Annotated in this window: 21 protein-coding genes and 1 pseudogene; 19 read left to right on the forward strand and 3 right to left on the reverse strand. The window is 60.9% G+C overall.

From position 1 onward, the window contains the following. Positions 1–4 precede the first annotated feature (4 nt). The 18 genes and pseudogenes from FHX60_RS18100 (at position 5) to FHX60_RS18185 (ending at position 15,548) form a co-directional block, all read left to right on the forward strand. Positions 5–499 carry a chemotaxis protein CheW gene (locus tag FHX60_RS18100; RefSeq protein WP_092316101.1) on the forward strand — a complete coding sequence of 165 codons (495 nt, stop codon included), beginning with the start codon at positions 5–7 and terminating at the stop codon, positions 497–499. A gap of 40 nt (positions 500–539) precedes the next feature. Continuing rightward, positions 540–1,451, forward strand: a complete 912-nt coding sequence (locus tag FHX60_RS18105; RefSeq protein WP_183284101.1) for a CheR family methyltransferase — start codon at positions 540–542, stop codon at positions 1,449–1,451. Beyond that, positions 1,451–2,110, forward strand: coding sequence for a chemoreceptor glutamine deamidase CheD (gene cheD, locus FHX60_RS18110; protein WP_092316099.1), 660 nt, complete (start codon positions 1,451–1,453; stop codon positions 2,108–2,110). Before FHX60_RS18105 ends, cheD begins: the two co-directional genes overlap by 1 nt. A gap of 22 nt (positions 2,111–2,132) precedes the next feature. Further along, entirely contained in the window at positions 2,133–3,215 is a 1,083-nt protein-coding gene (locus FHX60_RS18115; RefSeq protein ID WP_183284102.1) for a protein-glutamate methylesterase/protein-glutamine glutaminase, read from the forward strand. Between the two features lie 69 nt (positions 3,216–3,284). After that, positions 3,285–3,671, forward strand: coding sequence for a chemotaxis response regulator CheY (cheY, locus tag FHX60_RS18120; protein ID WP_010812704.1), 387 nt, complete (start codon positions 3,285–3,287; stop codon positions 3,669–3,671). A gap of 18 nt (positions 3,672–3,689) precedes the next feature. After that, positions 3,690–4,325 carry a protein phosphatase CheZ gene (gene cheZ, locus FHX60_RS18125; protein ID WP_116384234.1) on the forward strand — a complete coding sequence of 212 codons (636 nt, stop codon included), beginning with the start codon at positions 3,690–3,692 and terminating at the stop codon, positions 4,323–4,325. 489 nt (positions 4,326–4,814) lie between these two features. Continuing rightward, positions 4,815–6,125, forward strand: a complete 1,311-nt coding sequence (hpsN, locus tag FHX60_RS18130; protein ID WP_183284103.1) for a sulfopropanediol 3-dehydrogenase — start codon at positions 4,815–4,817, stop codon at positions 6,123–6,125. Between the two features lie 2 nt (positions 6,126–6,127). After that, complete coding sequence (gene hpsO, locus FHX60_RS18135; RefSeq protein ID WP_183284104.1) at positions 6,128–6,910, forward strand: (S)-sulfopropanediol 2-dehydrogenase HpsO; 783 nt, start codon at positions 6,128–6,130, stop codon at positions 6,908–6,910. 112 nt (positions 6,911–7,022) lie between these two features. Then, on the forward strand, positions 7,023–8,375 hold the full coding sequence (locus FHX60_RS18140; protein WP_112777284.1) for an MFS transporter: 1,353 nt from the start codon (positions 7,023–7,025) through the stop codon (positions 8,373–8,375). Between the two features lie 86 nt (positions 8,376–8,461). Then, positions 8,462–9,475, forward strand: a complete 1,014-nt coding sequence (locus FHX60_RS18145) for a galactitol-1-phosphate 5-dehydrogenase (RefSeq protein WP_183284105.1) — start codon at positions 8,462–8,464, stop codon at positions 9,473–9,475. A 130-nt stretch (positions 9,476–9,605) separates the two neighbouring features. Beyond that, positions 9,606–9,887 (forward strand): UxaA family hydrolase, encoded by a 282-nt coding sequence (locus FHX60_RS18150; protein WP_112777294.1) that lies wholly within the window; start codon positions 9,606–9,608, stop codon positions 9,885–9,887. 59 nt (positions 9,888–9,946) lie between these two features. Next, positions 9,947–11,122: a UxaA family hydrolase gene (locus FHX60_RS18155; RefSeq protein ID WP_112777286.1), complete on the forward strand. Its 1,176-nt coding sequence runs from the start codon at positions 9,947–9,949 to the stop codon at positions 11,120–11,122. Continuing rightward, positions 11,119–11,319 (forward strand): hypothetical protein, encoded by a 201-nt coding sequence (locus tag FHX60_RS18160; protein WP_146748232.1) that lies wholly within the window; start codon positions 11,119–11,121, stop codon positions 11,317–11,319. The genes FHX60_RS18155 and FHX60_RS18160 overlap by 4 nt, the downstream gene beginning before the upstream one ends. A gap of 23 nt (positions 11,320–11,342) precedes the next feature. Then, a complete protein-coding gene (locus FHX60_RS18165) occupies positions 11,343–12,461 on the forward strand; it encodes a Re/Si-specific NAD(P)(+) transhydrogenase subunit alpha (protein WP_183284106.1) in 1,119 nt (372 codons plus the stop codon). Between the two features lie 15 nt (positions 12,462–12,476). Continuing rightward, positions 12,477–12,827: an NAD(P) transhydrogenase subunit alpha part 2 gene (locus tag FHX60_RS18170; protein ID WP_112777288.1), complete on the forward strand. Its 351-nt coding sequence runs from the start codon at positions 12,477–12,479 to the stop codon at positions 12,825–12,827. Next, entirely contained in the window at positions 12,824–14,296 is a 1,473-nt protein-coding gene (locus tag FHX60_RS18175) for an NAD(P)(+) transhydrogenase (Re/Si-specific) subunit beta (RefSeq protein ID WP_183284107.1), read from the forward strand. Before FHX60_RS18170 ends, FHX60_RS18175 begins: the two co-directional genes overlap by 4 nt. 109 nt (positions 14,297–14,405) lie before the next feature. Further along, positions 14,406–14,603: pseudogene (locus FHX60_RS18180) on the forward strand (protein phosphatase CheZ); the annotation flags it as partial. A gap of 654 nt (positions 14,604–15,257) precedes the next feature. Then, the gene (locus FHX60_RS18185; RefSeq protein WP_183284108.1) at positions 15,258–15,548 is read left to right on the forward strand and encodes a hypothetical protein; all 291 of its coding nucleotides are present in this window, start codon (positions 15,258–15,260) and stop codon (positions 15,546–15,548) included. A 189-nt stretch (positions 15,549–15,737) separates the two neighbouring features. Here the strand turns inward: FHX60_RS18185 and FHX60_RS18190 are convergent, their stop codons facing one another. Then, on the reverse strand, positions 15,738–16,337 hold the full coding sequence (locus FHX60_RS18190; protein WP_183284109.1) for a hypothetical protein: 600 nt from the start codon (positions 16,335–16,337) through the stop codon (positions 15,738–15,740). An 875-nt stretch (positions 16,338–17,212) separates the two neighbouring features. On the opposite strand from FHX60_RS18190, the gene FHX60_RS18195 reads away from it, so the two are divergent. Next, a complete protein-coding gene (locus FHX60_RS18195) occupies positions 17,213–19,708 on the forward strand; it encodes an AAA family ATPase (protein WP_183284110.1) in 2,496 nt (831 codons plus the stop codon). A gap of 304 nt (positions 19,709–20,012) precedes the next feature. Here the strand turns inward: FHX60_RS18195 and FHX60_RS18200 are convergent, their stop codons facing one another. Further along, complete coding sequence (locus FHX60_RS18200; protein ID WP_260164052.1) at positions 20,013–20,768, reverse strand: P-loop NTPase family protein; 756 nt, start codon at positions 20,766–20,768, stop codon at positions 20,013–20,015. Between the two features lie 296 nt (positions 20,769–21,064). Then, the gene (locus FHX60_RS18205; RefSeq protein WP_092316069.1) at positions 21,065–22,645 is read right to left on the reverse strand and encodes an isocitrate lyase; all 1,581 of its coding nucleotides are present in this window, start codon (positions 22,643–22,645) and stop codon (positions 21,065–21,067) included. Positions 22,646–22,735 lie beyond the last annotated feature (90 nt).

The following is a 22,735-nucleotide window of genomic DNA, read 5'->3' on the forward strand; positions in this document are numbered from 1 at the left end:
GATCATGGCCGGCATCGGACACATCGATACCCCCGGAAGCGACGCTTCGGGCCAGGAGTTCCTGGTCTTCACGCTGGGGTCGGAGGAATACGGCATCGACATCCTCAAGGTGCAGGAGATCCGCAGCTACGAGACCGTCACGCGCATCTCCAGCGCGCCCGACTTCATCAAGGGCGTGACCAACCTGCGCGGCGTGATCGTGCCCATCGTCGACCTGCGCCTGAAGTTCCGCCTGGGCAACGTGCGCTACGACCACCAGACCGTGGTCATCATCCTCAACGTTGCCGGCCGCGTGGTCGGCATCGTGGTGGATGGCGTGTCGGACGTGCTCACGCTGACCGGCGAGGCGATCAAGCCCGCGCCCGAGTTCGGCGTGTCGATCTCGACCGAGCACCTGACCGGCCTGGGCACCATCGACGGCCGCATGCTGGTGCTGATCGATATCGAGAAGCTGATGACCAGCCCCGAGATGGCACTGGTCGAAGCCGAGTACGCCTGATTTTCCGCGCCTGATTTCCCGCATTCTCGAAGCACAACCCATGACGCCGTTCCGCACCGCCGCCAGCGCACCCGCTCACAGCGGGCCAGCCCCCACGCCGGCCGCCCTGCTGCGGCGCGACGACGCGCGCGACTTCCTGCTGACCGAGCGCGACTTCGAGCAGATCCGCGCGCTGATCCACCGCCGCGCGGGGATCTCGCTGGGCAGCCACAAGCGCGAAATGGTCTACAGCCGCCTGGCGCGCCGGCTGCGCACGCTGCAGCTGACCGACTTTGCCTCGTACCTGGCGCTGCTGGAAGCGGATGACCGCTCGCCGGAGTGGGAGTTCTTCACCAACGCACTGACGACCAACCTGACCTCGTTCTTCCGCGAGGCGCACCACTTCCCGTTGCTGGCCGAGCATGCCAGGCAGGTGGGACGGCCCTACAGCGTCTGGTGCTCGGCCGCGTCCACCGGCGAAGAACCGTACTCGATCGCCATCACCCTGGCCGAGGCGCTGGGCGACCGCGCCGGCACCGTGCTGGCCACCGACATCGACACCCAGGTGCTGGCCAAGGCCCGCAGCGGCGTCTATTCCGCCGACCAGGTGGCGCGGCTGTCGCCGGAACGGCTCAAGCGCTTCTTCCTGAAGGGCACCGGCCCGCGCACCGGCTCGGTCAAGGTCAAGCCGGAACTGGCCGCGACCATCGCGTTCGAGCCGCTGAACCTGCTCGCGCCCGACTGGGGCATCCGCGAGCAGTTCGATGCCATCTTCTGCCGCAACGTGATGATCTACTTCGACAAGCCGACCCAGGGCCGCATCCTGGAGCGCTTTGTGCCGCTGCTCAAGCCGCACGGGCTGCTGTTCGCCGGCCATTCGGAGAACTTCTCCTACGTCACGCGCGCGTTCCAGCTGCGCGGGCAGACCGTCTATGAACTGGCGCAGTCCGTGGCCAGCCGGGGCAGGCCGTAATGCGCACGCCCCACCTGCCCGAAGCCCTGGCCACGCGCACGTACTTCGACCGCGAGTTCGGCAAGCAGGCCATCAAGCTGCTGCCCAACGAGTACTACGTGACGCGCGAAGACGTGGTGCTGACCACCGTGCTGGGCTCTTGCGTGGCCGCCTGCATCCGCGACGAGGTTGCCGGCGTCGGCGGCATGAACCACTTCATGCTGCCCGACGATGAGGGCGCCAGCGGCAGCGCCGACCGCATGCTGTCGCCGTCGATGCGCTACGGCAGCTATGCGCTGGAAGTGCTGATCAACGAACTGCTCAAGATGGGCGCGCGCCGCGAGCGGCTGGAGGCCAAGGTCTTCGGCGGCGGCGCGGTGCTGGCCAACATGACCACGCTGAACATCGGCGACCGCAACGCGGACTTCGTGCTGCGCTACCTGAAGGCCGAAGAGGTGCGCGTCGCCGCGCAGGACCTGCGCGGCCCGCATGCGCGCCGCGTCAGCTATTTCCCGATCGGCGGGCTGGCGCTGGTGCGCCGCCTGACGCGGCAGGACGACCAGGTTTCGGTGGCGCGCGACGAACGCGCGCTGGCGCGGGCCATTGCCACTTCGGCGCGCGAACCGTCGCGCTCGCCGGAACTGTTTGCGCGGCAGTCTTACCCGCGCCAGCTTCCCTGAAACCCTACAAGCACGACCAATCATGACTGCCGCCAAGATCAAGGTGCTCTGCGTGGATGACTCCGCGCTGATCCGCAGCCTGATGACGGAGATCATCAACAGCCAGCCCGACATGGAAGTGGTCGGCACCGCGCCCGACCCGCTGGTGGCGCGCGACCTGATCAAGCGCCTGAACCCCGACGTGCTGACGCTCGACGTCGAAATGCCGCGCATGGACGGCCTGGACTTTCTGGAGCGGCTGATGCGGCTGCGGCCGATGCCGGTGCTGATGGTGTCGTCGCTGACCGAGCGCGGATCGGAGATCACCATGCGCGCGCTGGAGCTGGGCGCGGTGGACTTCGTCACCAAGCCCAAGCTGGGCATCCGCGACGGGCTGCTCGAATACACCGACACCATTGCCGACAAGCTGCGCGCCGCGTCGCGCGCGCGCGTGCGCGCGGCCACGCCAGCGGCCGCGCCGTCCACCACCGGCACGGCGCCGGTGCCGATGCTGCGCAGCCCGCTGCTGTCGACCGAGAAGCTGATCATCCTGGGCGCCTCCACCGGCGGCACCGAAGCCATCAAGGAATTCCTGATGCCGCTGCCGCCCGACAGCCCCGCGGTGCTGATCGTCCAGCATATGCCGGCCGGCTTTACGCGTTCCTTCGCGCAGCGGCTGGACGGCCTGTGCCGCATCACGGTCAAGGAAGCCGTGCACGGCGAGCGCGTGCTGCCGGGCCATGCGTATATCGCCCCGGGCGACTCGCACCTGCTGCTGGCACGCAGCGGCGCCAACTACGTCGCGCACCTGTCGCAGGAAGCACCGGTCAACCGCCATCGCCCGTCGGTGGACGTGCTGTTCGATTCGGCCGCGCAGCACGGCGGCAAGAACGTGATCGGCGTGATCCTGACCGGCATGGGCCGCGACGGCGCCCGCGGCATGCTGCGCATGCGCGAGGCCGGCGCCTACAACCTGGCGCAGGACGAGCAAACCTGCATCGTGTTTGGCATGCCGAAGGAGGCGATCGCCGCCGGCGGCGTGCATGAAGTCGTGCCCTTGCCGGCGATGACCCAGCGCGTCATGGCGCGCCTGGCCACCTACGGCACGCGCGCGCAACGGGTCTAATCGAGCCGGCAAGCCGAAACAACAAAGCCGGATCCACAAGCCATCACTGCATTTACTGGAGTCTTTAAAGTGGACAAGAACATCAAGATCCTGGTCGTGGACGATTTCCCGACCATGCGCCGGATCATCCGCAACCTGCTCAAGGAGCTGGGTTTCGTCAACGTCGAAGAAGCCGAGGACGGCGCCGCCGGCCTGGAAAAGGCCAAGGACGGCAGCTTCCAGTTCGTGATCTCGGACTGGAACATGCCCAACATGGACGGCCTGTCCATGCTGCAGGCCATCCGCGCCGACGCCAGCATCGGCAAGATCCCGGTGCTGATGGTCACCGCCGAGGCCAAGAAGGAAAACATCATCGCCGCGGCCCAGGCCGGCGCCAACGGCTACGTGGTCAAGCCCTTCACGGCCGCCACGCTGGACGAGAAGATCACCAAGATCTTCGAAAAGCTCGGCGGCTGAGGCGGAGGCGCGTTTGTCATGACCCCCACCCTGAGCAACGATTCCGCCGAACAACTGATCCTGCGCATCGGCAACCTGACGCGCATGCTGCGCGACAACATGCGCGAGCTCGGCCTGGACAAGGAAATCGAGCGCGCCGCGCAAGCCATCCCCGACGCGCGCGACCGCCTCAACTACATCGCCGCGATGACCGAGCAGGCCGCCGAGCGCACGCTCAACGCGGTCGAACTGGCGCAGCCGATCCAGTCCGACATCGAACAGCAGGCCGAAACGCTGGACAAGCGCTGGGCCGCCTGGTTCGACCAGCCGGTGGAACTGGCCGACGCCCGCTCGCTGGTGCTGGACACCCGCGCCTTCCTGTCCGAGGTGCCCGGGCAAGCCCGCGCCACCAACAGCCACCTGCTCGACATCATGATGGCGCAGGACTTCCAGGACCTGACCGGCCAGGTCATCAAGAAGATGATGGACATGATCCGCACGCTGGAGCAGGAACTGCTGCAGGTGCTGATCGACAATGTGCCGTCCGAACGCCGCGTGGAAGCGCCGGCACCGTCGACGCTGATGAATGGGCCGCAGGTGAATCCGGAAGGGAAGCCGGATGTGGTGTCGGACCAGGCGCAGGTGGATGATTTGTTGGCTAGTTTGGGGTTCTGACCTTCCATCTGGCGTTTCTGAAAGATCAGCAGGGGCCTCGCGCAAGGGGGCGACTGGTCCCTGCTGACTGCTGTCCGCGCTCTTCTCAAAGGCCGCCCCTGAGCATGACGGATTCCGAGATGACAATCGAGTCCCGAAGGCCGGACCGCAGTGCCGCACTGCATCAGTGAAATTGGCCTCTCCATACGGCCCGCATCCGTGCCGTCCTGTCGCCATTGAGGCCCGGCGAACCTCTCTACATCTTCCAGTTACTTTTTCGGCACTTCAGTGCTCTATGTCGTTGTCGCCCATCCGTGAGTGATCCAGTAGCGACTACGACTGAGCGCTGACAGTCGTCGGGGAAAACCCTTTCTTGCAGGGTGCGGTGGAAGCGCTATCCTTTTACATGAAAGCGCTTTCATTGGTAAATCATCCTAACTACGTAGTTATCGACTCAAAAAATGAAAGCGCTTACATTTCACACTTCTCCCACCCTGAGGACTTGCAGAAATGATTTCGTATCTGAAAAAAGCAGAAAAGACGCCCCAGACCGAAACGGCGACAGCACAGAAGGTCGTGACAGAGATGCTTGGCCAGATCCAGGCACGCGGTGAAGAGGCCGTGCGTCAGTACGCCCAACAACTCGACGGCTGGAGTGGCGATATTGTCCTCACGCCCGATCACATCCGAGAGCAGACCAAGGACGTGCCCGCGGCCGTGCGCGCCGACATTGACTTCGCGATTCGGCAGGTCACCGATTTCGCACTGGCGCAGCGCGAATCCCTGAAAGAGTTCTCGGTCGAACTGCATCCGGGCGTCACCGCGGGACAACGGGTGCTGCCCGTCAATGTGGTCGGTTGCTATGCGCCGGCAGGGCGTTACGCACACATCGCGTCCGCCTATATGGGCGTGGCGACCGCCAAGGCGGCCGGTGTCAAGACTGTAGTGGCGTGCTCGAGTCCATTCCGCGGCCGGGGGATCCATCCGCACGTCCTCTACGCCTTCCAGGCGGCGGGCGCCGACGTCATCATGGCGCTGGGCGGGGTTCAAGCCATCGCCTCCATGGCCTATGGTCTATTCACTGGCAAGCCGGCCGACGTGGTGGTGGGTCCGGGCAACAAGTTCGTGGCCGAGGCCAAGCGGACGCTCTACGGCCAAGTCGGCATCGACGTGTTCGCCGGACCGTCGGAAGTCGCCGTCATCGCCGATGAGACTGCCGACCCGGCCATCGTCGCCAGCGACCTTGTCGGACAAGCCGAGCACGGCCATGAGTCGCCCGCCTGGCTGTTCACCACCTCGCGCGCTCTGGCCGATCGTGTCATGGCGCTGGTGCCGGAATTGATCGACAAGCTTCCCCCGACGGCCCGCGATGCCGCCACCGCTGCCTGGCGTGATTATGGCGAGGTGATCCTGTGCGACACCCGTGAAGAGGTGGTCGATATCTCTGACCGTTATGCCTCCGAGCATCTGGAAGTCCACACGGCGAATCTCGACTGGTGGCTGGCCAATCTGACCTGCTACGGCTCGCTCTTCCTCGGTGAGGAAACGACCGTGGCGTTCGGCGACAAAACCAGCGGGCCCAACCACGTGCTTCCGACCAAGGGCGCAGCGCGTTACTCCGGCGGCCTGTCCGTGCACAAGTTCATGAAGACGCTGACGTGGCAACAAATGACGCGCGAAGCGACGCGCCAGATTGGCCAGGTGACGGCTCGCATCTCGCGGCTCGAAGGCATGGAAGCGCATGCCCGTACCGCGGATGACCGCATGGCGAAGTACTTCCCCAACACGTCCTTCGAAATGGGCACGCCGGTGGAGGTGTAACGATGACCGGACAGCAAGATGCAGGGAAGCTTGTGCCTGATCTTTCAGGACGGCAGGCGCTCGTAACAGGCGGCAGCTCCGGTATCGGAGAGGCCATTGCCACCGCGATGGGCCAGGCCGGCGCGCGAGTGATTCTCGCGGCGAGACGCCAGTCGCAGCTCGATGCTGCAGCATCACGCCTCGACGCCATGGGAATCGCAGTCGATACACACGTGTGCGACGTGTCCGATCTCGATGCCATTCCGGTTGCGGCGAATGCGCTGCAACAACAACATGGCACGATTGACATCCTGGTCAATGCCGCGGGAATGAACCTGCGTGAAACGTTCGCAAGCGTCACGCCGTCTTCGTGGCGGCTGCAGCTCGACACCCATCTCGGTGCGCCTTTTTTCCTCACGCAGGCGCTGGCACCGGCGATGCAGGCTCAGGGGTGGGGACGCATACTCAACATCGCTTCCCTGCAGTCGTACCGTGCCTTTGCTGACAGTGCACCGTATGGCGCGGCAAAAGGCGGCATCGTCCAACTCACGCGAGCGATTGCCGAAGAGTGGTCTCGCCACGGGATCACGTGCAACGCAATTGGTCCGGGCTTTTTCCCGACAGCGCTGACCGGTCCCGTGTTCGCGAATGCCGGCCTTGCGGAGTATCACGCCAGCCGCACTTGTATCGGGCGCAATGGCGAACTCGCGGACCTGCACGGGTTGGTCGCCTTCCTGGCCACCGATATGGCAGCGTACATCACTGGCCAGACCTTCATGGTGGACGGAGGCTATACGGCTCGGTAAGCAACGCGGCAACCCACAAGGGCAGCGCGCGGCGAAACCGTCACCGCTGCCCGTACCGAAAATAGCGCCTCTGACGCGCAACGACGGGACAAGACCAAATTAGGAGACAAGCATGGCAAAGCAGGCAACGGCGGTGCAGGCGGCCCAGGACGCGAGCCGCAAACTGCGGCAGGTGGTTGTGTCGAGCACGATGGGCGCGATGGTCGAGTGGTACGACTTCTTCCTTTACGGCGTGGTAGCCGGCCTGGTGTTCAACAAACTGTATTTCCCTTCAACGGATCCCGTAGTGGGCACACTGCTGGCCTATGCAACCTTCGCGGCAGGCTTTGTGGCCAGGCCGCTTGGAGGTGTGATTTTTGGACACTTCGGCGATACCCTGGGTCGCAAGCGCATGCTGATACTGACGCTGATGATCATGGGCGTGGCGACTACCGCCATCGGCCTGATTCCCACCTATGAGCAGATCGGCGTGTGGGCGCCGATCCTGTTGCTGGTGTGTCGGGTAGCGCAGGGGATTGGCCTCGGTGGCGAGTGGGGCGGGGCGGTGCTGATGACCTTCGAGAGCGCTCCAAGCCAGCGTCGCGGATTCTTTGCGAGTCTGCCGCAGACAGGCATGTCCCTCGGACTGGTACTGGCAAGCGGTGTCATCGCCATCCTGTCTCTGCTGCTGAGCGACAAAGACTTCCTCGCGTGGGGCTGGCGCATTGCCTTCCTGCTTAGCGCAGTGATGGTCTTCATCGGTTCGTACATGCGCTCCAATGTGGAGGAATCTCCGGAATTTTCGGCCGCTCAACACGAACGGGACGAAGTGCCTGGACTCCCGTTCCTGGCCATGCTTCGTCGCTATCCCGCCGTAGTGCTTGCCTGCATGGGCGCGCGCTTCATCGATGGTGTCTTCTTCAATGTGTTTGGCGTTTTCTCGCTGGCCTACCTCACGCAGACGTTGCAGCTGTCCCGTGATCAGGCGTTGCTGGGCGTGCTGATCGGTGCCGGCGTGATGACGTTCTTCATTCCGCTGTGGGGTGCCGTATCCGACCGTGTCGGGCGGCCCATTGTCTACGGTACTGGCGCGCTGCTCGCAGGTCTTTCGGCCTTCCCGGCCTTCTGGCTGATGCAGCATTCCGGTGGCAATGTGCTGCTGGTGTGGGCGGCCATCATCGTTCCGTTTGGCATTTTCCACGCAGCGGTGTTCGGCACGATGTCGTCGATGTTTTCGGAAGTTTTTGACCCCAGTGTTCGATATACCGGCATCTCCTTTGTCTACCAGTTTGCCGGGGTGTTTGCGGGAGGTTTGACGCCCATCATCGCCACCTGGCTTAACGCCAAGGCGGGCGGGGAACCCTGGTATCTCTGCGCATACGTGCTGGCAGTCGGCATCATCAGCGCCGCCTGCACGATGTGGATTGCCTTTCGGTCGGCGCACGCCAACCGTGTAAGCCTGAAGCCTTCCCAGGTCCATGGCTGACGCGCGGCTCGGTTTTGTCATCCGCGGCTTCATCATCTGCGGCTTCATCGCCTGCATTAACACCCGATTCAGGATTAGCTAAACCCATGAAAGCAATCGTCTATACCCAACCGGACGCCGTCACGGTACTGGACCGAGACATGCCGGACCTGGAGCCCGGTGAGATTCTGTTGCGCATCGATGCCAGCGGCATTTGCGGTTCAGATCTCCACGCCTACCATGGTCACGATCCCCGCCGGAAGCCCGGCCTGGTCCTGGGCCACGAGTTCGCCGGCACCGTGATCGCTTCTTCAGATGAAGCGCGCATGCCCGCCGGTCAGCGCATTACGGCGAACCCTCTTGTTACCTGCGGTCACTGCGACTACTGCCTCCAGGGCCGTGACAACCTGTGCGCCAATCGCGGCATGGTTGGCATGAGCCGGCCCGGCGCACTGTCCGAATATCTGGCGATCCCGATTCGCTGCGCTATCCCGATTCCGGACACGCTACCCAGCGTCAGCGCGGCGCTGACCGAGCCAGCAGCTACTGCGCTCCATGCCGTCAACCTCACGATGCGCGCGATGAACCGTCCCTTGCCTGAGGCGAGTGTGCTGATCATCGGCGGTGGAGCGATAGGCATGCTGACCGCGGCCTTGGTGACGTCTTATGGCTGCAAACGTGTATGCGTCGCCGAGACCAACGCGCTCCGACAGGCTTCGGTAAGACGGCATCTTGGATGCGAGGTGATCGATCCAATCGGCAGTCCACCTGCCGAATCCGCCTTTGATGTGGTCATCGATGCGGTTGGCGCCGCTCCAACCCGGAAGCTTGCCATCGCCGCGACGCGAGCCGGGGGGGTTGTTATGCATATCGGCTTGCAGGCGTGGTCGAGCGAGATCGATATGCGCAAACTGACCCTTGCCGAGTTGACGCTGCTGGGAACTTACACCTACACGATGTCCGACATGCACGCCACGGTTCGGGCTCTGGAGCTCGGAAACTTTGGTTCGCTGGAATGGGTAGAAACACGTTCCTTGGCCGATGGCCCGGCCGCTTTTGCCGATCTTGCGGCGGGCCGGGTGGCGGCGGGGAAGGTCGTGCTGATTCCTGAACTGTCCTAGGGAAGTCCCACGCCGCAACAACAGAACGGGCCCCTTTTTGCGCACTCAAGTCATATATATGAGCTAGTTGACATGGATGAATGGGCTGCTTAAGATGAATTTACCGATGACCCACACGAAGGAGACAACGATGATTCACGTAGTACTGCATGACGCCAAAGACACCGTGGCAGTGGCCGTGGTCGAGGGGATTGAGCCGGGCACCAAGCTGAACGCCTGGATCATGGACGAGGACAAGGTCATCACCGTTACGGCGCTCCAGCCCATCCCCATCGGACACAAAGTCGCTTTGCGCGATATGCACGTGAACGAGACGGTCTACAAGTACGGCATTGACATCGGCAAGGTTGTCGCGCCGATCAAGGCTGGTGAACACGCTCACGTTCACAACATCAAGACCAAGCGGTGGTAAGCCGCGCCACGGCCTCCCTCCGAATCCATCATTTCATCAAAGCATCCGAGGACCACGTCATGTCCGTGATTGACCAAAACACCACCTTCCGGGGCTACCGCCGCGACAATGGCCGCGTCGGCGTCCGCAACCACGTCATCATCCTGCCGCTAGACGACCTGTCCAACGCCGCCGCCGAAGCCGTCGCTGTTGCCATCAAGGGCACGATGGCGATTCCCCATCCGTATGGCCGCCTGCAGTTTGGTCCCGACCTCGACCTGCACTTCCGCACCCTGATTGGCGCGGGCAGCAACCCCAACGTAGCCGCGGTCGTGGTGATCGGTATCGAAGACGGCTGGACCAAGAAAGTCGTTGACGGCATTGCCAAGACCGGCAAGCCGGTGGTGGGTTTTGGCATCGAGGGCCACGGCGACCACGAAACCATCATGCGGGCATCGAAGGCGGCGAAGGAATTCGTGCAGTACGCCACGACGCTGCAACGCGTGGAGTGCCCGATCAGCGAACTGTGGGTGTCGACCAAGTGCGGCGAGTCCGACACCACCTCCGGCTGTGGTGCCAACCCGACGGTCGGCAACGCCTTTGACAAGCTGCACCCGCTCGGTACCACGCTGGTGTTCGGCGAGACTTCCGAACTGACCGGCGGCGAGCACATCGTCGCCGCCCGCTGCGCCAGCGACGACGTGCGCCACCAGTTCATGGCGATGTTCGAGCGCTACCAGGGCATGATCGACCGCTGGAAGACTTCCGACCTGTCCGAGTCGCAGCCGACCAAGGGCAACATCGCCGGCGGCCTGACCACCATCGAAGAGAAGGCACTCGGCAACATCCAGAAGATTGGCAAGAAGTGCACCGTCGATGGCGTCCTGGACAAGGCGGAAGAGCCAACCCATCCGGGCCTCTGGTTCATGGATTCGTCCTCTGCCGCCGCCGAGATGGTCACGCTCTGCGCCGCCGCCGGCTACGTCGTCCACTTCTTCCCGACCGGCCAGGGCAACGTGATCGGCAACCCGATCGTCCCCGTCATCAAGCTTTGCGCCAACCCGCGTACGGTGCGCCTGATGAGCGAGCACATGGACGTGGATTGCTCGGGGTTGCTGCAACGCGAGCAGACGCTCGACCAGACTGGCGACAAGCTGCTCGAGTGCATGCTGGCGACCGTCAATGGCCGCTGGACCGCGGCCGAGGCGCTCGGCCATCGTGAATTCGTGCTGACCCGCATCCACGAGTCGGCATGATGAAGCGCATCTGCATCAGCGAGTTTCTGGACCTCAGTCGCGGTGCAGGCGCTAACTCCCGCTGGTCGCTTGTTTGTCGAAAACTGAACCGGTTTGATGATGTCCGCTGGCACGCCGCGCCTTTGGGTCGAAAAGGCAGGTCGCCAGCAACAAGCAGCAAGACCGGCCGGGAAGCCGGTCTTGTTGCTGAGAGTTAACGTAATCAAGACAGGAAAGCAACGTGCACATCGGCATCCCGCAAGAAACGCGAGTGGGCGAGACTCGCGTCGCCGCCACCCCGGAGACGGTGAAGAAGTATGTCGCCCAAGGCCACCATGTCACGGTGCAGTCCGGCGCCGGCGTGCGCGCCAGCGTGCCCGACGGCGCATATGAGGCCGTTGGCGCCCGCATAGGGACAATGGCCGAGGCCCTCGGCGCGGAACTCGTCCTGAAGGTCCGCGCCCCCGACGACGCCGAGCTGGCGCAGATGAAGCGGGGTGCGACGCTGGTCGGCATGCTGAATCCGTTCGATACCGCGAACAACGTCCGCATGGCCGCCACCGGCATCACCGCCTTCGCGCTGGAAGCCGCGCCGCGCACCACCCGCGCGCAGAGCATGGACGTGCTGTCATCGCAGGCCAACATCGCCGGCTACAAGGCCGTGCTGGTGGCCGCGCACCACTACCAGCGCTTCATGCCGATGCTGATGACCGCCGCCGGGACCGTGAAGGCCGCGCGCGTGCTGATCCTCGGCGCTGGCGTCGCCGGCCTGCAAGCCATCGCCACGGCCAAGCGCCTGGGTGCCGTGATCGAGGCCTCCGACGTCCGTCCCGCCGTGAAGGAGCAGATCGAGTCGCTTGGCGCCAAGTTCGTCGATGTTCCGTTCTTCACCGACGAGGAACGCGAAATCGCGCAGGGCGTGGGCGGCTATGCCCGCCCGATGCCGGCCGACTGGATGAAGCGCCAGGCCGAGCTGGTCCACCAGCGCGCGCTGCAGGCCGACATTGTCATCACCACCGCTCTGATTCCTGGCCGCAAGGCGCCGACGCTGTTGCATGAGGCAACCGTCCAGGAAATGAAGCCGGGCTCGGTCGTGGTCGACCTGGCCGCCGCCCAAGGCGGCAACTGCCCGCTGACCGTGGCCGACGAAGTCGTCGAGCGCCATGGCGTGATCCTCGTCGGCCATACCAACCTTGCTTCGATGGTGGCAGCTGACGCCTCAGCGCTCTATGCCCGCAACGTGTTCGACTTCCTCAAGCTCGTGCTCGACAAGGAGGCGAAGCTGACCGTCAATCTGGAAGACGACATCGTCGCTGCCTGTCTCATGTGCGCGGGTGGTGAACTGACAAGGGCAAACTAAGTACTGGAGACAAGAATGGAACTGGTGAACCACACGGTGATCAACGTGATCATCTTTGTGCTGGCAATCTACGTGGGTTATCACGTGGTCTGGACGGTCACGCCGGCCCTGCATACGCCCCTGATGGCCGTGACCAATGCGATCTCCGCCATCATCATTGTCGGCGCCATGCTGGCTGCGGGCCTGACCGAAGGTAGCGTCGGGCGCGTGATGGGCTCGCTGGCGGTGGCCCTGGCCGCGGTCAACGTGTTCGGCGGGTTCCTGGTCACCCAACGCATGCTGGAGATGTTCAAGAAGAAGGCACCCAAGATCACGGCCGAGGCAGGGAAGCCGGTGGGCGGCGAGTTGGCGGAGGTGGCGCAATGAATGGACTGTCCATGAATACGGTCACCCTTCTGTACCTGAGTGCCTCGGTCTGCTTTATCCAGGCGCTCAAGGGGCTGTCGCACCCGGCCTCGGCGCGCAAGGGCAATGCCTTCGGCATGATCGGCATGGCCATCGCGGTGGTCACCACGCTGGTCCTGATCGTCAAGCTGAAGAATGAATTCCTCGCGGCGGGCACGGCCCAGTCGTCGGTTGGCACGGGCCTGGCGCTGATCTTCGCGGCGCTGGTGGTCGGCGGCGGCATCGGCGCCTACGTCGCGCGCAAGGTGCAGATGACGAAGATGCCGGAACTGGTCGCGGCGATGCACTCGCTGATCGGCCTGGCCGCGGTGTTCATCGCGGTGGCGGCGGTGGCCGAGCCGGCGGCGTTCGGCATCAGTCCGGCCGGCTCGCACCTGATCCCGCTGGGCAACCGCATCGAGCTCTTTATCGGCTGCTTCGTCGGCGCGATCACGTTCTCGGGCTCGGTAATCGCCTTCGGCAAGCTGGCCGGGCGCTACAAGTTCCGCCTGTTCCAGGGCGCGCCGGTGGTGTTTGCCGGCCAGCACATGCTGAACCTGGCGCTGGCGGTCGCCATGGTCGGCTTCGGCATCGCCTTCTTCATGACGCAGGAATGGCTGCCGTTCCTGGTGATGCTGGCGATCGCCTTCGTGCTGGGCGTGCTGATCATCATCCCGATCGGCGGCGCCGACATGCCGGTGGTGGTGTCGATGCTGAACTCGTACTCGGGCTGGGCGGCCGCCGGCATCGGCTTCTCGCTGAACAACCCGATGCTGATCATCGCCGGCTCGCTGGTGGGCTCCAGCGGTGCGATCCTGTCGTACATCATGTGCAAGGCGATGAACCGCTCGTTCTTCAACGTGATCCTGGGCGGCTTCGGCGGCGATGCGTCGGCTGGCGCAAGTGCCGGCGCGCAAGCGCAGCGCAACGTCAAGTCGGGCTCGGCGGACGACGCCGCCTTCCTGATGGGCAACGCCGAGACCGTGATCATCGTGCCCGGCTACGGCCTGGCGGTGGCGCGGGCCCAGCACGCGCTGAAGGAGCTGACCGAGAAGCTGTCCGAGAAGGGCGTGACCGTGAAGTACGCGATCCACCCTGTGGCGGGCCGCATGCCGGGCCACATGAACGTGCTGCTGGCCGAGGCCGAGGTGCCCTACGACCAGGTCTTCGAGATGGAAGACATCAACAGCGAGTTCGGCCAGGCCGACGTGGTGCTGGTGCTGGGTGCCAACGACGTGGTCAACCCCGCGGCCAAGACCGATCCCAAGTCGCCGATCGCGGGCATGCCGATCCTGGAGGCGTACAAGGCCAAGACCATCATCGTCAACAAGCGCTCGATGGCCGCCGGCTACGCCGGGCTGGACAACGAACTGTTCTATATGGACAAGACCATGATGGTGTTCGGCGACGCCAAGAAGGTGGTCGAGGACATGTTCAAGGCGGTGGAGTGACTATCTGGCTGGTGTATCTGGGATCGGGGTTTTAAAAGGTGCGGTTCGATCGTGCGCGTCGACGTGTCGAATCATTATTGTCCGAGGTGCCGGGCAAGCCCGCGCCACCAAGATGATGGACATGATCCGCACGCTGGAGCAGGAACTGCTGCAGGTGCTGATCGACAATGTGCCGTCCGAGCGCCGCGTGGAAGCGCCGGCACCGTCGACGCTGATGAATGGGCCGCAGGTGAATCCGGAAGGGAAGCCGGATGTAGTGTCGGACCATGCGCAGGTGGATGATTTGTTGGCTAGTTTGGGGTTTTGAGGGGTTGGTTGGGCTGGGGTGGGAAGCGTTCGGCCGCGCTGCGCGCATGGCCTATCTCAGGTCTTGGCCTCGGGCACGGAGCGCATCGCTGCTCTCGCACAGAGTTGTCGCGTGCGAGCCCAACAGCTTGTCCCCTCCCGCATGTTTTCTCCCCTCTCCCGCTTGCGGGAGAGGGGCGGGGGAGAGGGCCGGCGCATCCACGAAGTCACCCGCATCAACATCTGCGCCCCCACATCTTCCCGGCAATCCGGCGATGAACTTTCTTTTAAGAGTTCGCCCATACTCGCGCTTGCTGCCTCTCTTCATACTGGGTTCGTCGCTGCGTCGTGGCGACCGGGTTTAGCAGCCCGAATGGATTAGTGCCGAACGACCGCCGTCAGGCGGTATCCTTACGTTCGCCGTGCCTGAGCACGCCCCTTCAATGGGCGGGCGCAGGCAGGGGAGCCTCCGGGCTCGCCGGCTCCTAATCCCCGGTCTGCTAACCCTGCCTTGCGCCCGCCCACCCCTATCAGCAGCCGGGGAGCGGGACTGAACCTGTATGGTTAGGGGGCATTCCCATGCTTCAGTTCTTACTTGCCCATTCTGGGCGATTGGCAATTTCCAGTACCTTCACAATGCCGCAGAGCGCGCGGACCGCGTATGTGGAGGTGTGCCATGTATAGCCATAGTCATCACGGTATTACGGCGGAACACAATGGCGTCGACATGCTCGTCACCGCTCACACCCCTGGGGAGAATCCGTTGAGTCTTGCGGTGCAACGGGCGGCGCAGCTTCATGGGTTATTGCTTATGGCTAGTGAGCATGGGGCTGTTAGTTTGGAGGCGGTGGATTTGGAGCAGGGGGTTTGGGAGGGGTTGCTTTCTCTTGCGGCCACGTTGGCGCATGAGACGCAGGTTTTGAGTGAGTTGGCGGTGGTGGAGGGGCAGGGGTTGGAGGTTGATTGACCCTGGGGCGGGGTAGGCAATCGTGCAATTGGCTGCCAACCCTGCTCGTTTTCCGCCATCAGCATCGCGGCGCTTCCTTTGCGAATCCTTTCTCGCTGCAATCCTCTAGGCAAATCGGCCCGGCTTGTTGCTGAGCAGACAGTAGCCGGAGCCGTTCACTCCACGCGAACTGTTTGACAACCTGGCAACTCAGGACTTGCGACTCAACGGAAACCCCGTGGGCTGTCGCAGGTGCCAGAAAGCCAGGTAAATGGCGAGAGGCACTGCAGCGATGTAGAAAATTGCGATCGGAATGAATGCGACGCTAGACGCAATGCCGCAAATAGTCCCTGCAACTGGCCAAAGCCAATGACAAGCGCGGTTCTGAATCCAGCGAACGGTCATGACGGCAAGTGATATCCAGGCGAGTAGCGGCAAGGTCACCAGCCAATTTGCACGGATGGACCCGGCCACGGCTGAAGTGGCAAACATAAGCGACACAAGAACAGCAATGGAGGCCCCGCCCCAGGATGCAAGGGCGGCGGCCACACGTGTGCCTTTAGCTGGTGAGGATTTCGTTCGGGGCTGCATGTTTTGTCCTTTAGCGATATGGGCAGTCTGGCCGATTCCGGGCCTGCAGTTTAGGGCGCAATGCAGTCCATCGCCGCTAGAGCGTTGTGGGCATTCTAGCGAGCCCGGCGGCCTGGCGCGCTTCGCACTGTTGTGGCCTGCAGACACCCAACTTCGCGATACTGGCTTGCCCAGCTTGCCCAGCTTGCCCAGCTTGCCCAGCTTGCCCAGCTTGCCCATTGCTTCGTCTGCTGGGCGTGCTCTACTTCGGGTCCGTGAGGGGATGGATGCCTACAAGCGAATATCAGGGCAGTTCGGAGCTTACCGCGCCATCGTGTTTCTCTTCTGTCCCGTGGGAATATGGGTTGCCTCGATGCAGCCGGGCTATCAATTTGGCCTATTGCCTGTCCACGAGGCGCGATGGGCCTTGGCAATCGGGGGCCCACTTCCCAACTTCTACTGTCCTATTTCATGCTGCTCGGCAGTGTCATGAGCGTTCGATTCTGGCCGGAGTTCAGGATTAGCCGGAGCCATGGCTGATCTGATCTGACATTTGACCGATCACACAGTGTGGCGTACCAGCGTCGATGATGCCCGTTGCCCGTTGCCCGTTGCCCGTTGCCTGTCCCTCGCACGGCCGTTGTCGACCCTTAGCGGCCGGTCGCGTTTTCCGAAAGCGGTCGTTCCTCACGCGTAGATGGGGTTGACTCAGGAGTGCACGAACCGTCAGTTCCGATGGCGGATGCCGCATGACAAGGACCTTATCGACGGGGCTGTGCGATTTGCTATTTGCGTTGTCTCCTCGGCGGACGTTCACGCCGGTGCGGATGCGCCCGTTGCACTGTCGAGGTTCGCGGCGGCACGCGAAGGGTCCATGAATGCGTCGGCTTACATGGCAAGTTCGCGCGGCACATCGCCTGTTTCTTTAAACGAAAGTTGTGCATTGATACTGCGGAGACCTGTGTCCTCAAGCCAAACAGGAACCGCATTCTCACGCCGGGTGCCCAAGTCACGAGCTCCCGCCCATGATGCAATGGATCCTACCGCGACAGGCCCGTGGTATGAGAAGATGAATCTTCGAAGAAATGCACAACTTTGAACCGGGATGACGCACGATGAGCATCGACACTGCAAAACATGCATTCGGAGTGTTGAAGGCAGAGTGGGAAGCCACCCGCAGCACCATTGAGACTGAGCAAGATGTCCGGTTCAGAATAATAAACCGTGTTCTGACCGAAGTATTAGGTTGGGCCGATTCGCAAATTGAAACAGAACGACATGAGGATGAGGGATACGTAGATTACCTCATGCGAGAGGGCGACCGTGCTCGATTGGTTGTGGAGGCAAAGAGGCAACAAGTCCTACTAATCGATACTCAGAATCCTGCGAGGCAGGCATATAAAGTTGGCGGCGCCGCCCTAAAAGGTGCCCGCAGCGGTCTTGCACAAGCAACTCAGTACTGCCTGAACTTTGGAGCCCCATTCTTGGCTCTTACCAATGGGTTCGAGTGGATCGCACACTGGCCAATGAGAGGAGATGGAAAGGCACAAAAAGACCATTACGCAATCGTCTTTCCAAATCATGATGCCATCTTGGAAAATTTTGCGGAATTTCACGACTTATTTTCCAGGTCCGGTGTAGGGAAAAATTTATTTAAGATCCATATCAACGGTGCAGAAGGGCTGTCCCTCACACATAGTGAACCCTTGCGCCCCTTGCGAGACCCGAAACACTTGAAGCGCCTTGAACGTTCCGGGATGGCTCGCGAACTCGGAGATGTGTTAAACCGGTTCTTTAGTTCCATGAATGGTGACGACGACCCGGAAATGCTCTCAGCTTGTTTTGTCGAAAGCAAGGAAAGCAAAGAGGCCGATGCAACGCTGCAGCGCCTCACCGAAAGTCTCCTGCACGAGATAGAAACTGTCGGAAATGATAATGCAGGGAACCTTCAGGATGAAATCCGAGATGCAGTCGAAATGTCTCGGAAGGAGTTTGTTCTTATTGTCGGAAATAAAGGCGCAGGAAAATCAACGTTCATTGATAGATTCTTTCGATCCGTATTAGCTCATGACTTGCGGACGCGCTGCGCGGTTCTCCGAGTCGACTTAAGGGATTCAAACGGCGATATTTCAGCCATATCGACGTGGCTTACTGAGCAATTGATTAACCTTTGCGAAAGCATTCTCTTTCCCGGAGTTGTCCTCAATTACGAACAGTTGCAGGGAGTCTTTCATAGTAAGTATCAGAGATGGGCGCAAGGCGAGTATAAGCATCTTTATGAATCAAATAAAATAGAATTCAAGATCAAATTTGGCGATTACATAAGCCGCGTTCGCGAGGATTCGCCCGCTGAGTATTTGCAGGCATTTTTGGCTCATGCGACTTATGCTCGACAAATGATGCCGTGCATCATATTTGATAACACGGATCATTTTAGCCAACCATTTCAAGAGGCCGTTTTTCAATACGCGCAGTCCATTCATCGGAATGTTTATTCATTTGTAATCTGCCCGATAACGGATAGAACCATTTGGCAACTTTCCAAGCATGGACCTTTGCAATCGTATGACACCAAGTCCTTTTACCTGCCAGTGCCGCCGACCAAAGATATTTTGCAAAAGCGTGTAGAATTCCTCAAATCTAAACTGGCGGGGCCAGCTAAGCAAAGCGAGCAATACTTACTTAGAAAAGGAATTCGAATATCGGTCCGAGATATCAACGCATTCGCGGCGTGTGTTGAGGAAGTGTTTATTAACACCGAATATATTTCACGGACCGTCAGTTGGCTGTGTAATTATGATATTCGGCGAGGATTGAACTTATCGAAGCAAATCATCACTTCACCGCAGATTAGCATTGAAGATTTAGTCCGAATTTATATTTCGGGGAAACCTATTTCCATTCCGGAATTTAGGATACGAAAAGCATTATTTCTGGGAGATTACAACCAATTTCGGCAGGATGATAGCGGGTATGTTTACAATGTATTTTCTGTGTTCCCTGACATGCTGGGGTCTCCCCTTGCTAACTGCTCCATACTTCAGTGCCTAAAAGATAAGCAATCTGAGTCCGCGGACATTCGAGATTCGTACATGGAGTTGGCGTCTATTGCATCATATCTTGAGCCGATGGGCATACCAACAACCATAACTAAGCGGCATGCTCAAATTTTGCTCGAATATAGATTGATTGAGCCGTTTGATCCAACTGAAAGCTTGGCCACAGAGGCTACTTTGGTTCGGCTAACGCAGAGTGGCGCTATTCATCTTGAGTTCGCGCTTACAGACTCTTCGTACATTGAGCATGTGGGTCTGGCGACGAGTGTCAGGGAAGGTTTGGCTGCCGACGGGATTCGTGAAAAACTCAGGCAGTACATTGACTCGTCCGTGGCGGCGCAAACATTCCATGAGCTGCGCAAGGCCTTCGCTCAGTATGTTTTGGGAGAAGATCAACGATTCTGTACGATACCTTCGAGCTATCGAGGACAAATTGCTCTCAGAGAACAGTTCAAAAGCACATGGGTGAGGGATTTCACGTCTTCGTCTGGAAATAAATCCGATTCACGGAAATCGTTTTCGGCAACCGTTCGTCCACTACCTAAAAACAGGTAACTAGTGCTCGTCTCGTGTCACGAGGAGGGTAGGTTTGATGTCATCCACGATGGACTGAACGGCGCTTCTTTGTGAAATGTATTGACATTGGAAGCGTTGTAGTTTTCAGCGTTGTTCGATTGGATTCAATCTGCGAAAGCACCTCGAGCGACCGCTACTGGCCGAAGGCGGCCAATCGTCGGTCGGCAGGTCGGCAGCCATCACGGATCACCGCTTCCGACCCTCAAGAGACATATATTGCCGATAAGCGGTCGTTGGAAGAGTCTACTCGGCATCGACAGTCATACTGCACAAAATGACCGTATCAATTGGCGTCGTCACCAGGCCCCGGCAGTCGTAACTCGCGCAGAATTTGCCTCTCATAGGCTGGCCAGTCCCTTGCAGAGTTCTCAATCGCGAGCTTGGCTAATGGTAGCTGGCGAAACAAATCATCGGTGATTCGGCGGTAATCGCGATATAGGAGAATAAGCCCTTCTAATCCCTTGTAACCCCTGCGCACGCAGTACGGGGCCGCGAGCTTCCAGTTCATCTGATACTCGATCCATGCGGCGCCACGCTCCGCACCGACAGTCCGTACAGCTTTTTCGACATCCTCCTGCCAAAGGTAAAGGACGAACGGATTGAGCGGAGCAGTGACTGCGGCCAGCGCCTGTACGTAGTCGAAAATCAACGCTGACTCGGCGTCCATTAGCAGCAGGTGAGTCAGGTCTCCATGAAACAGTTGGCCGTCCATTACTGGGATGGGGGTCTCCGCCTGTGTCGCCTCGACAAAGGCTTTCCACCTAGCTAGAGCACGGTCCGCGAGTTGCTGTGGTGTCGCGTCCCGCCACGGTTCAAACCAGTGCTCAAGGTCGTCTGTCGCGCGCACGGGGTGGGGCTCTGTCCTCTCGTGGACCGGCAACGCTGGCTGCCCCGCCTCTTGCAGATGTTTCGCAATGAGGCGCATCGTCGTTGACTTGCCTGAACCCATAATGCCCTCGACGATCACAAGCCGATGCGCGGTGGCAGGTTCTGGACTGCCAGACGTGGTCGACCTCATCATTTTCGCAATCGGTTCCATGGAAGGACACCTACGTTAGGCCATACATGCGGGATTGTCGACAATTTGCATGCCGCTGCAGAAGGTCTGATCGTGGCCGGATACTGCCGTCCTTTTCCCCGGAAGCGATAGCTTGCACGCCAGCTCTTTAGGCATCGTTGAGCGATTTGTATCACGACTTCTCACGGATGTTGAGAAGTCTCGGAAGCCTTTTCGTTCGCTCTCCAAGGAACAACCCCGCGAGTAATCACGCCGCACAAATGAAAAAACGCCAACCCGTTCGGGGTTGGCGTTCTACTTGAGATAACTATCAGGAATCAAAACTGATTCATAGTATTATCCTTCCCCGCCGCCTTCAGCGCCGCTTCCCCGCTGAAGTACTCCTTGTGATCATCCCCAATATCCGACCCAGACATATTCTGGTGCTTGACACAAGCGATGCCCTGGCGAATTTCCTTCCGCTGCACGCCAGCCACATAACCCAGCATGCCCTGATCACCGAAGTATTCCTTGGCCAGGTTGTCCGTCGACAGCGCAGCAGTGTGATACGTCGGCAGCGTAATCAGGTGGTGGAAGATGCCGGCTTCGCGCGACGCATCAGCCTGGAACGTACGAATCTTCTCGTCGGCCAGCTTGGCCAGTTCGCTGTCGTCGTATTCCACACTCATCAGCTGGGCGCGGTCGTAGGCCGACACGTCCTTGCCCGCTTCCTTCATCGCGTCATACGCTTGCTGGCGGAAGTTCAGGGTCCAGTTGAACGACGGGCTGTTGTTGTACACCAGCTTGGCGTTCGGGATGACCTTGCGGATTTCGTTGACCATGCCGGCGATCTGGGCGATGTGCGGCTTTTCGGTTTCGATCCACAGCAGGTCGGCGCCGTTTTGCAGCGCGGTCACGCAGTCCAGCACGCAGCGGGCTTCACCCGTGCCGGCGCGGAACTGGAACAGGTTGCTGGGCAGGCGCTTCGGGCGCAGCAGCTTGCCGTCGCGCTTGATGATGACGTCGCCATTGCCCAGTTGGTCGGCCGACAGTTCTTCGCAATCCAGGAACGAGTTGTACTGGTCGCCCAGGTCGCCCGGCTTGGTGGTCACGGCGATCTGCTTGGTCAGGCCGGCGCCCAGCGAGTCGGTGCGGGCGACGATGATGCCGTCGTCCACGCCCAGTTCCAGGAAGGCGTAGCGGATGGCGCGGATCTTGGCCAGGAAGTCCTCGTGCGGCACGGTGACCTTGCCGTCCTGGTGGCCGCATTGCTTCTCGTCGGAGACCTGGTTTTCGATCTGGATGCAGCAGGCGCCGGCTTCAATGAATTGCTTGGCCAGCAGGTAGGTCGCTTCGGCGTTGCCGAAACCGGCGTCGATGTCGGCGATGATGGGCACGACGTGGGTGACGTGGTTGTCGATCTTCTGCTGGATCGCGGCCTTTTCGGCGCCGGTGGCGGCATCCAGCTGGCGGAACAGGCCGCCCAGTTCACGTGCGTCGGCCTGGCGCAGGAAGGTGTACAGCTCGCGGATCAGCGCGCTGACCGAAGTCTTCTCGTGCATCGACTGGTCCGGCAGCGGGCCGAACTCGGAACGCAGCGCGGCCACCATCCAGCCGGACAGGTACAGGTAGCGGCGTTCGGTGCTGTTGAAGTGCTTCTTGATGGAAATCATCTTCTGCTGGCCGATAAAGCCGTGCCAGCAGCCCAGCGACTGGGTGTACTTCGACGGGTCCGCGTCATAGGCAGCCATGTCGGCGCGCATGATCTTGGCGGTGTACTTGGCGATGTCCAGGCCCGTCTTGAACTTGTTCTGCGCGCGCATGCGGGCGGCGTACTCGGGGTTGATGGCGTTCCAGGCGCTGCCCTGGGTTTCTTTCAAAGCAGCCACTGCCTTGATGTCGTCTTGATACTGGGCCATGTCAGTTTCCTAAGATAAGGCGCGTTTGAGAAAAATCGTTTGGCGTGCCGACCGTGGGTCGAAGCAAACAGCGTGGACTCATTGTAGGGG

The sequence above is a fragment of the Cupriavidus alkaliphilus genome, assembly GCF_014191175.1.
GTDB lineage: Bacteria > Pseudomonadota > Gammaproteobacteria > Burkholderiales > Burkholderiaceae > Cupriavidus > Cupriavidus alkaliphilus.

Bases quoted from the DNA above. Each gene is read 5' to 3' on its own strand.
- FHX60_RS18105 (WP_183284101.1), top strand. From the start codon at position 540: ATGACGCCGTTCCGCACCGCCGCCAGCGCACCCGCTCACAGCGGGCCA.
- hpsO (WP_183284104.1), top strand. From the start codon at position 6,128: ATGACCGGACAGCAAGATGCAGGGAAGCTTGTGCCTGATCTTTCAGGA.
- FHX60_RS18150 (WP_112777294.1), top strand. From the start codon at position 9,606: ATGATTCACGTAGTACTGCATGACGCCAAAGACACCGTGGCAGTGGCC.
- cheD (WP_092316099.1), top strand. From the start codon at position 1,451: ATGCGCACGCCCCACCTGCCCGAAGCCCTGGCCACGCGCACGTACTTC.
- FHX60_RS18205 (WP_092316069.1), bottom strand. From the start codon at position 22,645: ATGGCCCAGTATCAAGACGACATCAAGGCAGTGGCTGCTTTGAAAGAA.
- hpsN (WP_183284103.1), top strand. From the start codon at position 4,815: ATGATTTCGTATCTGAAAAAAGCAGAAAAGACGCCCCAGACCGAAACG.
- FHX60_RS18185 (WP_183284108.1), top strand. From the start codon at position 15,258: ATGTATAGCCATAGTCATCACGGTATTACGGCGGAACACAATGGCGTC.
- FHX60_RS18170 (WP_112777288.1), top strand. From the start codon at position 12,477: ATGGAACTGGTGAACCACACGGTGATCAACGTGATCATCTTTGTGCTG.
- cheZ (WP_116384234.1), top strand. From the start codon at position 3,690: ATGACCCCCACCCTGAGCAACGATTCCGCCGAACAACTGATCCTGCGC.
- FHX60_RS18200 (WP_260164052.1), bottom strand. From the start codon at position 20,768: ATGGAACCGATTGCGAAAATGATGAGGTCGACCACGTCTGGCAGTCCA.
- FHX60_RS18175 (WP_183284107.1), top strand. From the start codon at position 12,824: ATGAATGGACTGTCCATGAATACGGTCACCCTTCTGTACCTGAGTGCC.
- FHX60_RS18100 (WP_092316101.1), top strand. From the start codon at position 5: ATGGCCGGCATCGGACACATCGATACCCCCGGAAGCGACGCTTCGGGC.
- FHX60_RS18160 (WP_146748232.1), top strand. From the start codon at position 11,119: ATGATGAAGCGCATCTGCATCAGCGAGTTTCTGGACCTCAGTCGCGGT.
- FHX60_RS18145 (WP_183284105.1), top strand. From the start codon at position 8,462: ATGAAAGCAATCGTCTATACCCAACCGGACGCCGTCACGGTACTGGAC.
- FHX60_RS18195 (WP_183284110.1), top strand. From the start codon at position 17,213: ATGAGCATCGACACTGCAAAACATGCATTCGGAGTGTTGAAGGCAGAG.
- FHX60_RS18140 (WP_112777284.1), top strand. From the start codon at position 7,023: ATGGCAAAGCAGGCAACGGCGGTGCAGGCGGCCCAGGACGCGAGCCGC.
- FHX60_RS18190 (WP_183284109.1), bottom strand. From the start codon at position 16,337: ATGGGCAAGCTGGGCAAGCTGGGCAAGCTGGGCAAGCTGGGCAAGCTG.
- FHX60_RS18115 (WP_183284102.1), top strand. From the start codon at position 2,133: ATGACTGCCGCCAAGATCAAGGTGCTCTGCGTGGATGACTCCGCGCTG.
- FHX60_RS18155 (WP_112777286.1), top strand. From the start codon at position 9,947: ATGTCCGTGATTGACCAAAACACCACCTTCCGGGGCTACCGCCGCGAC.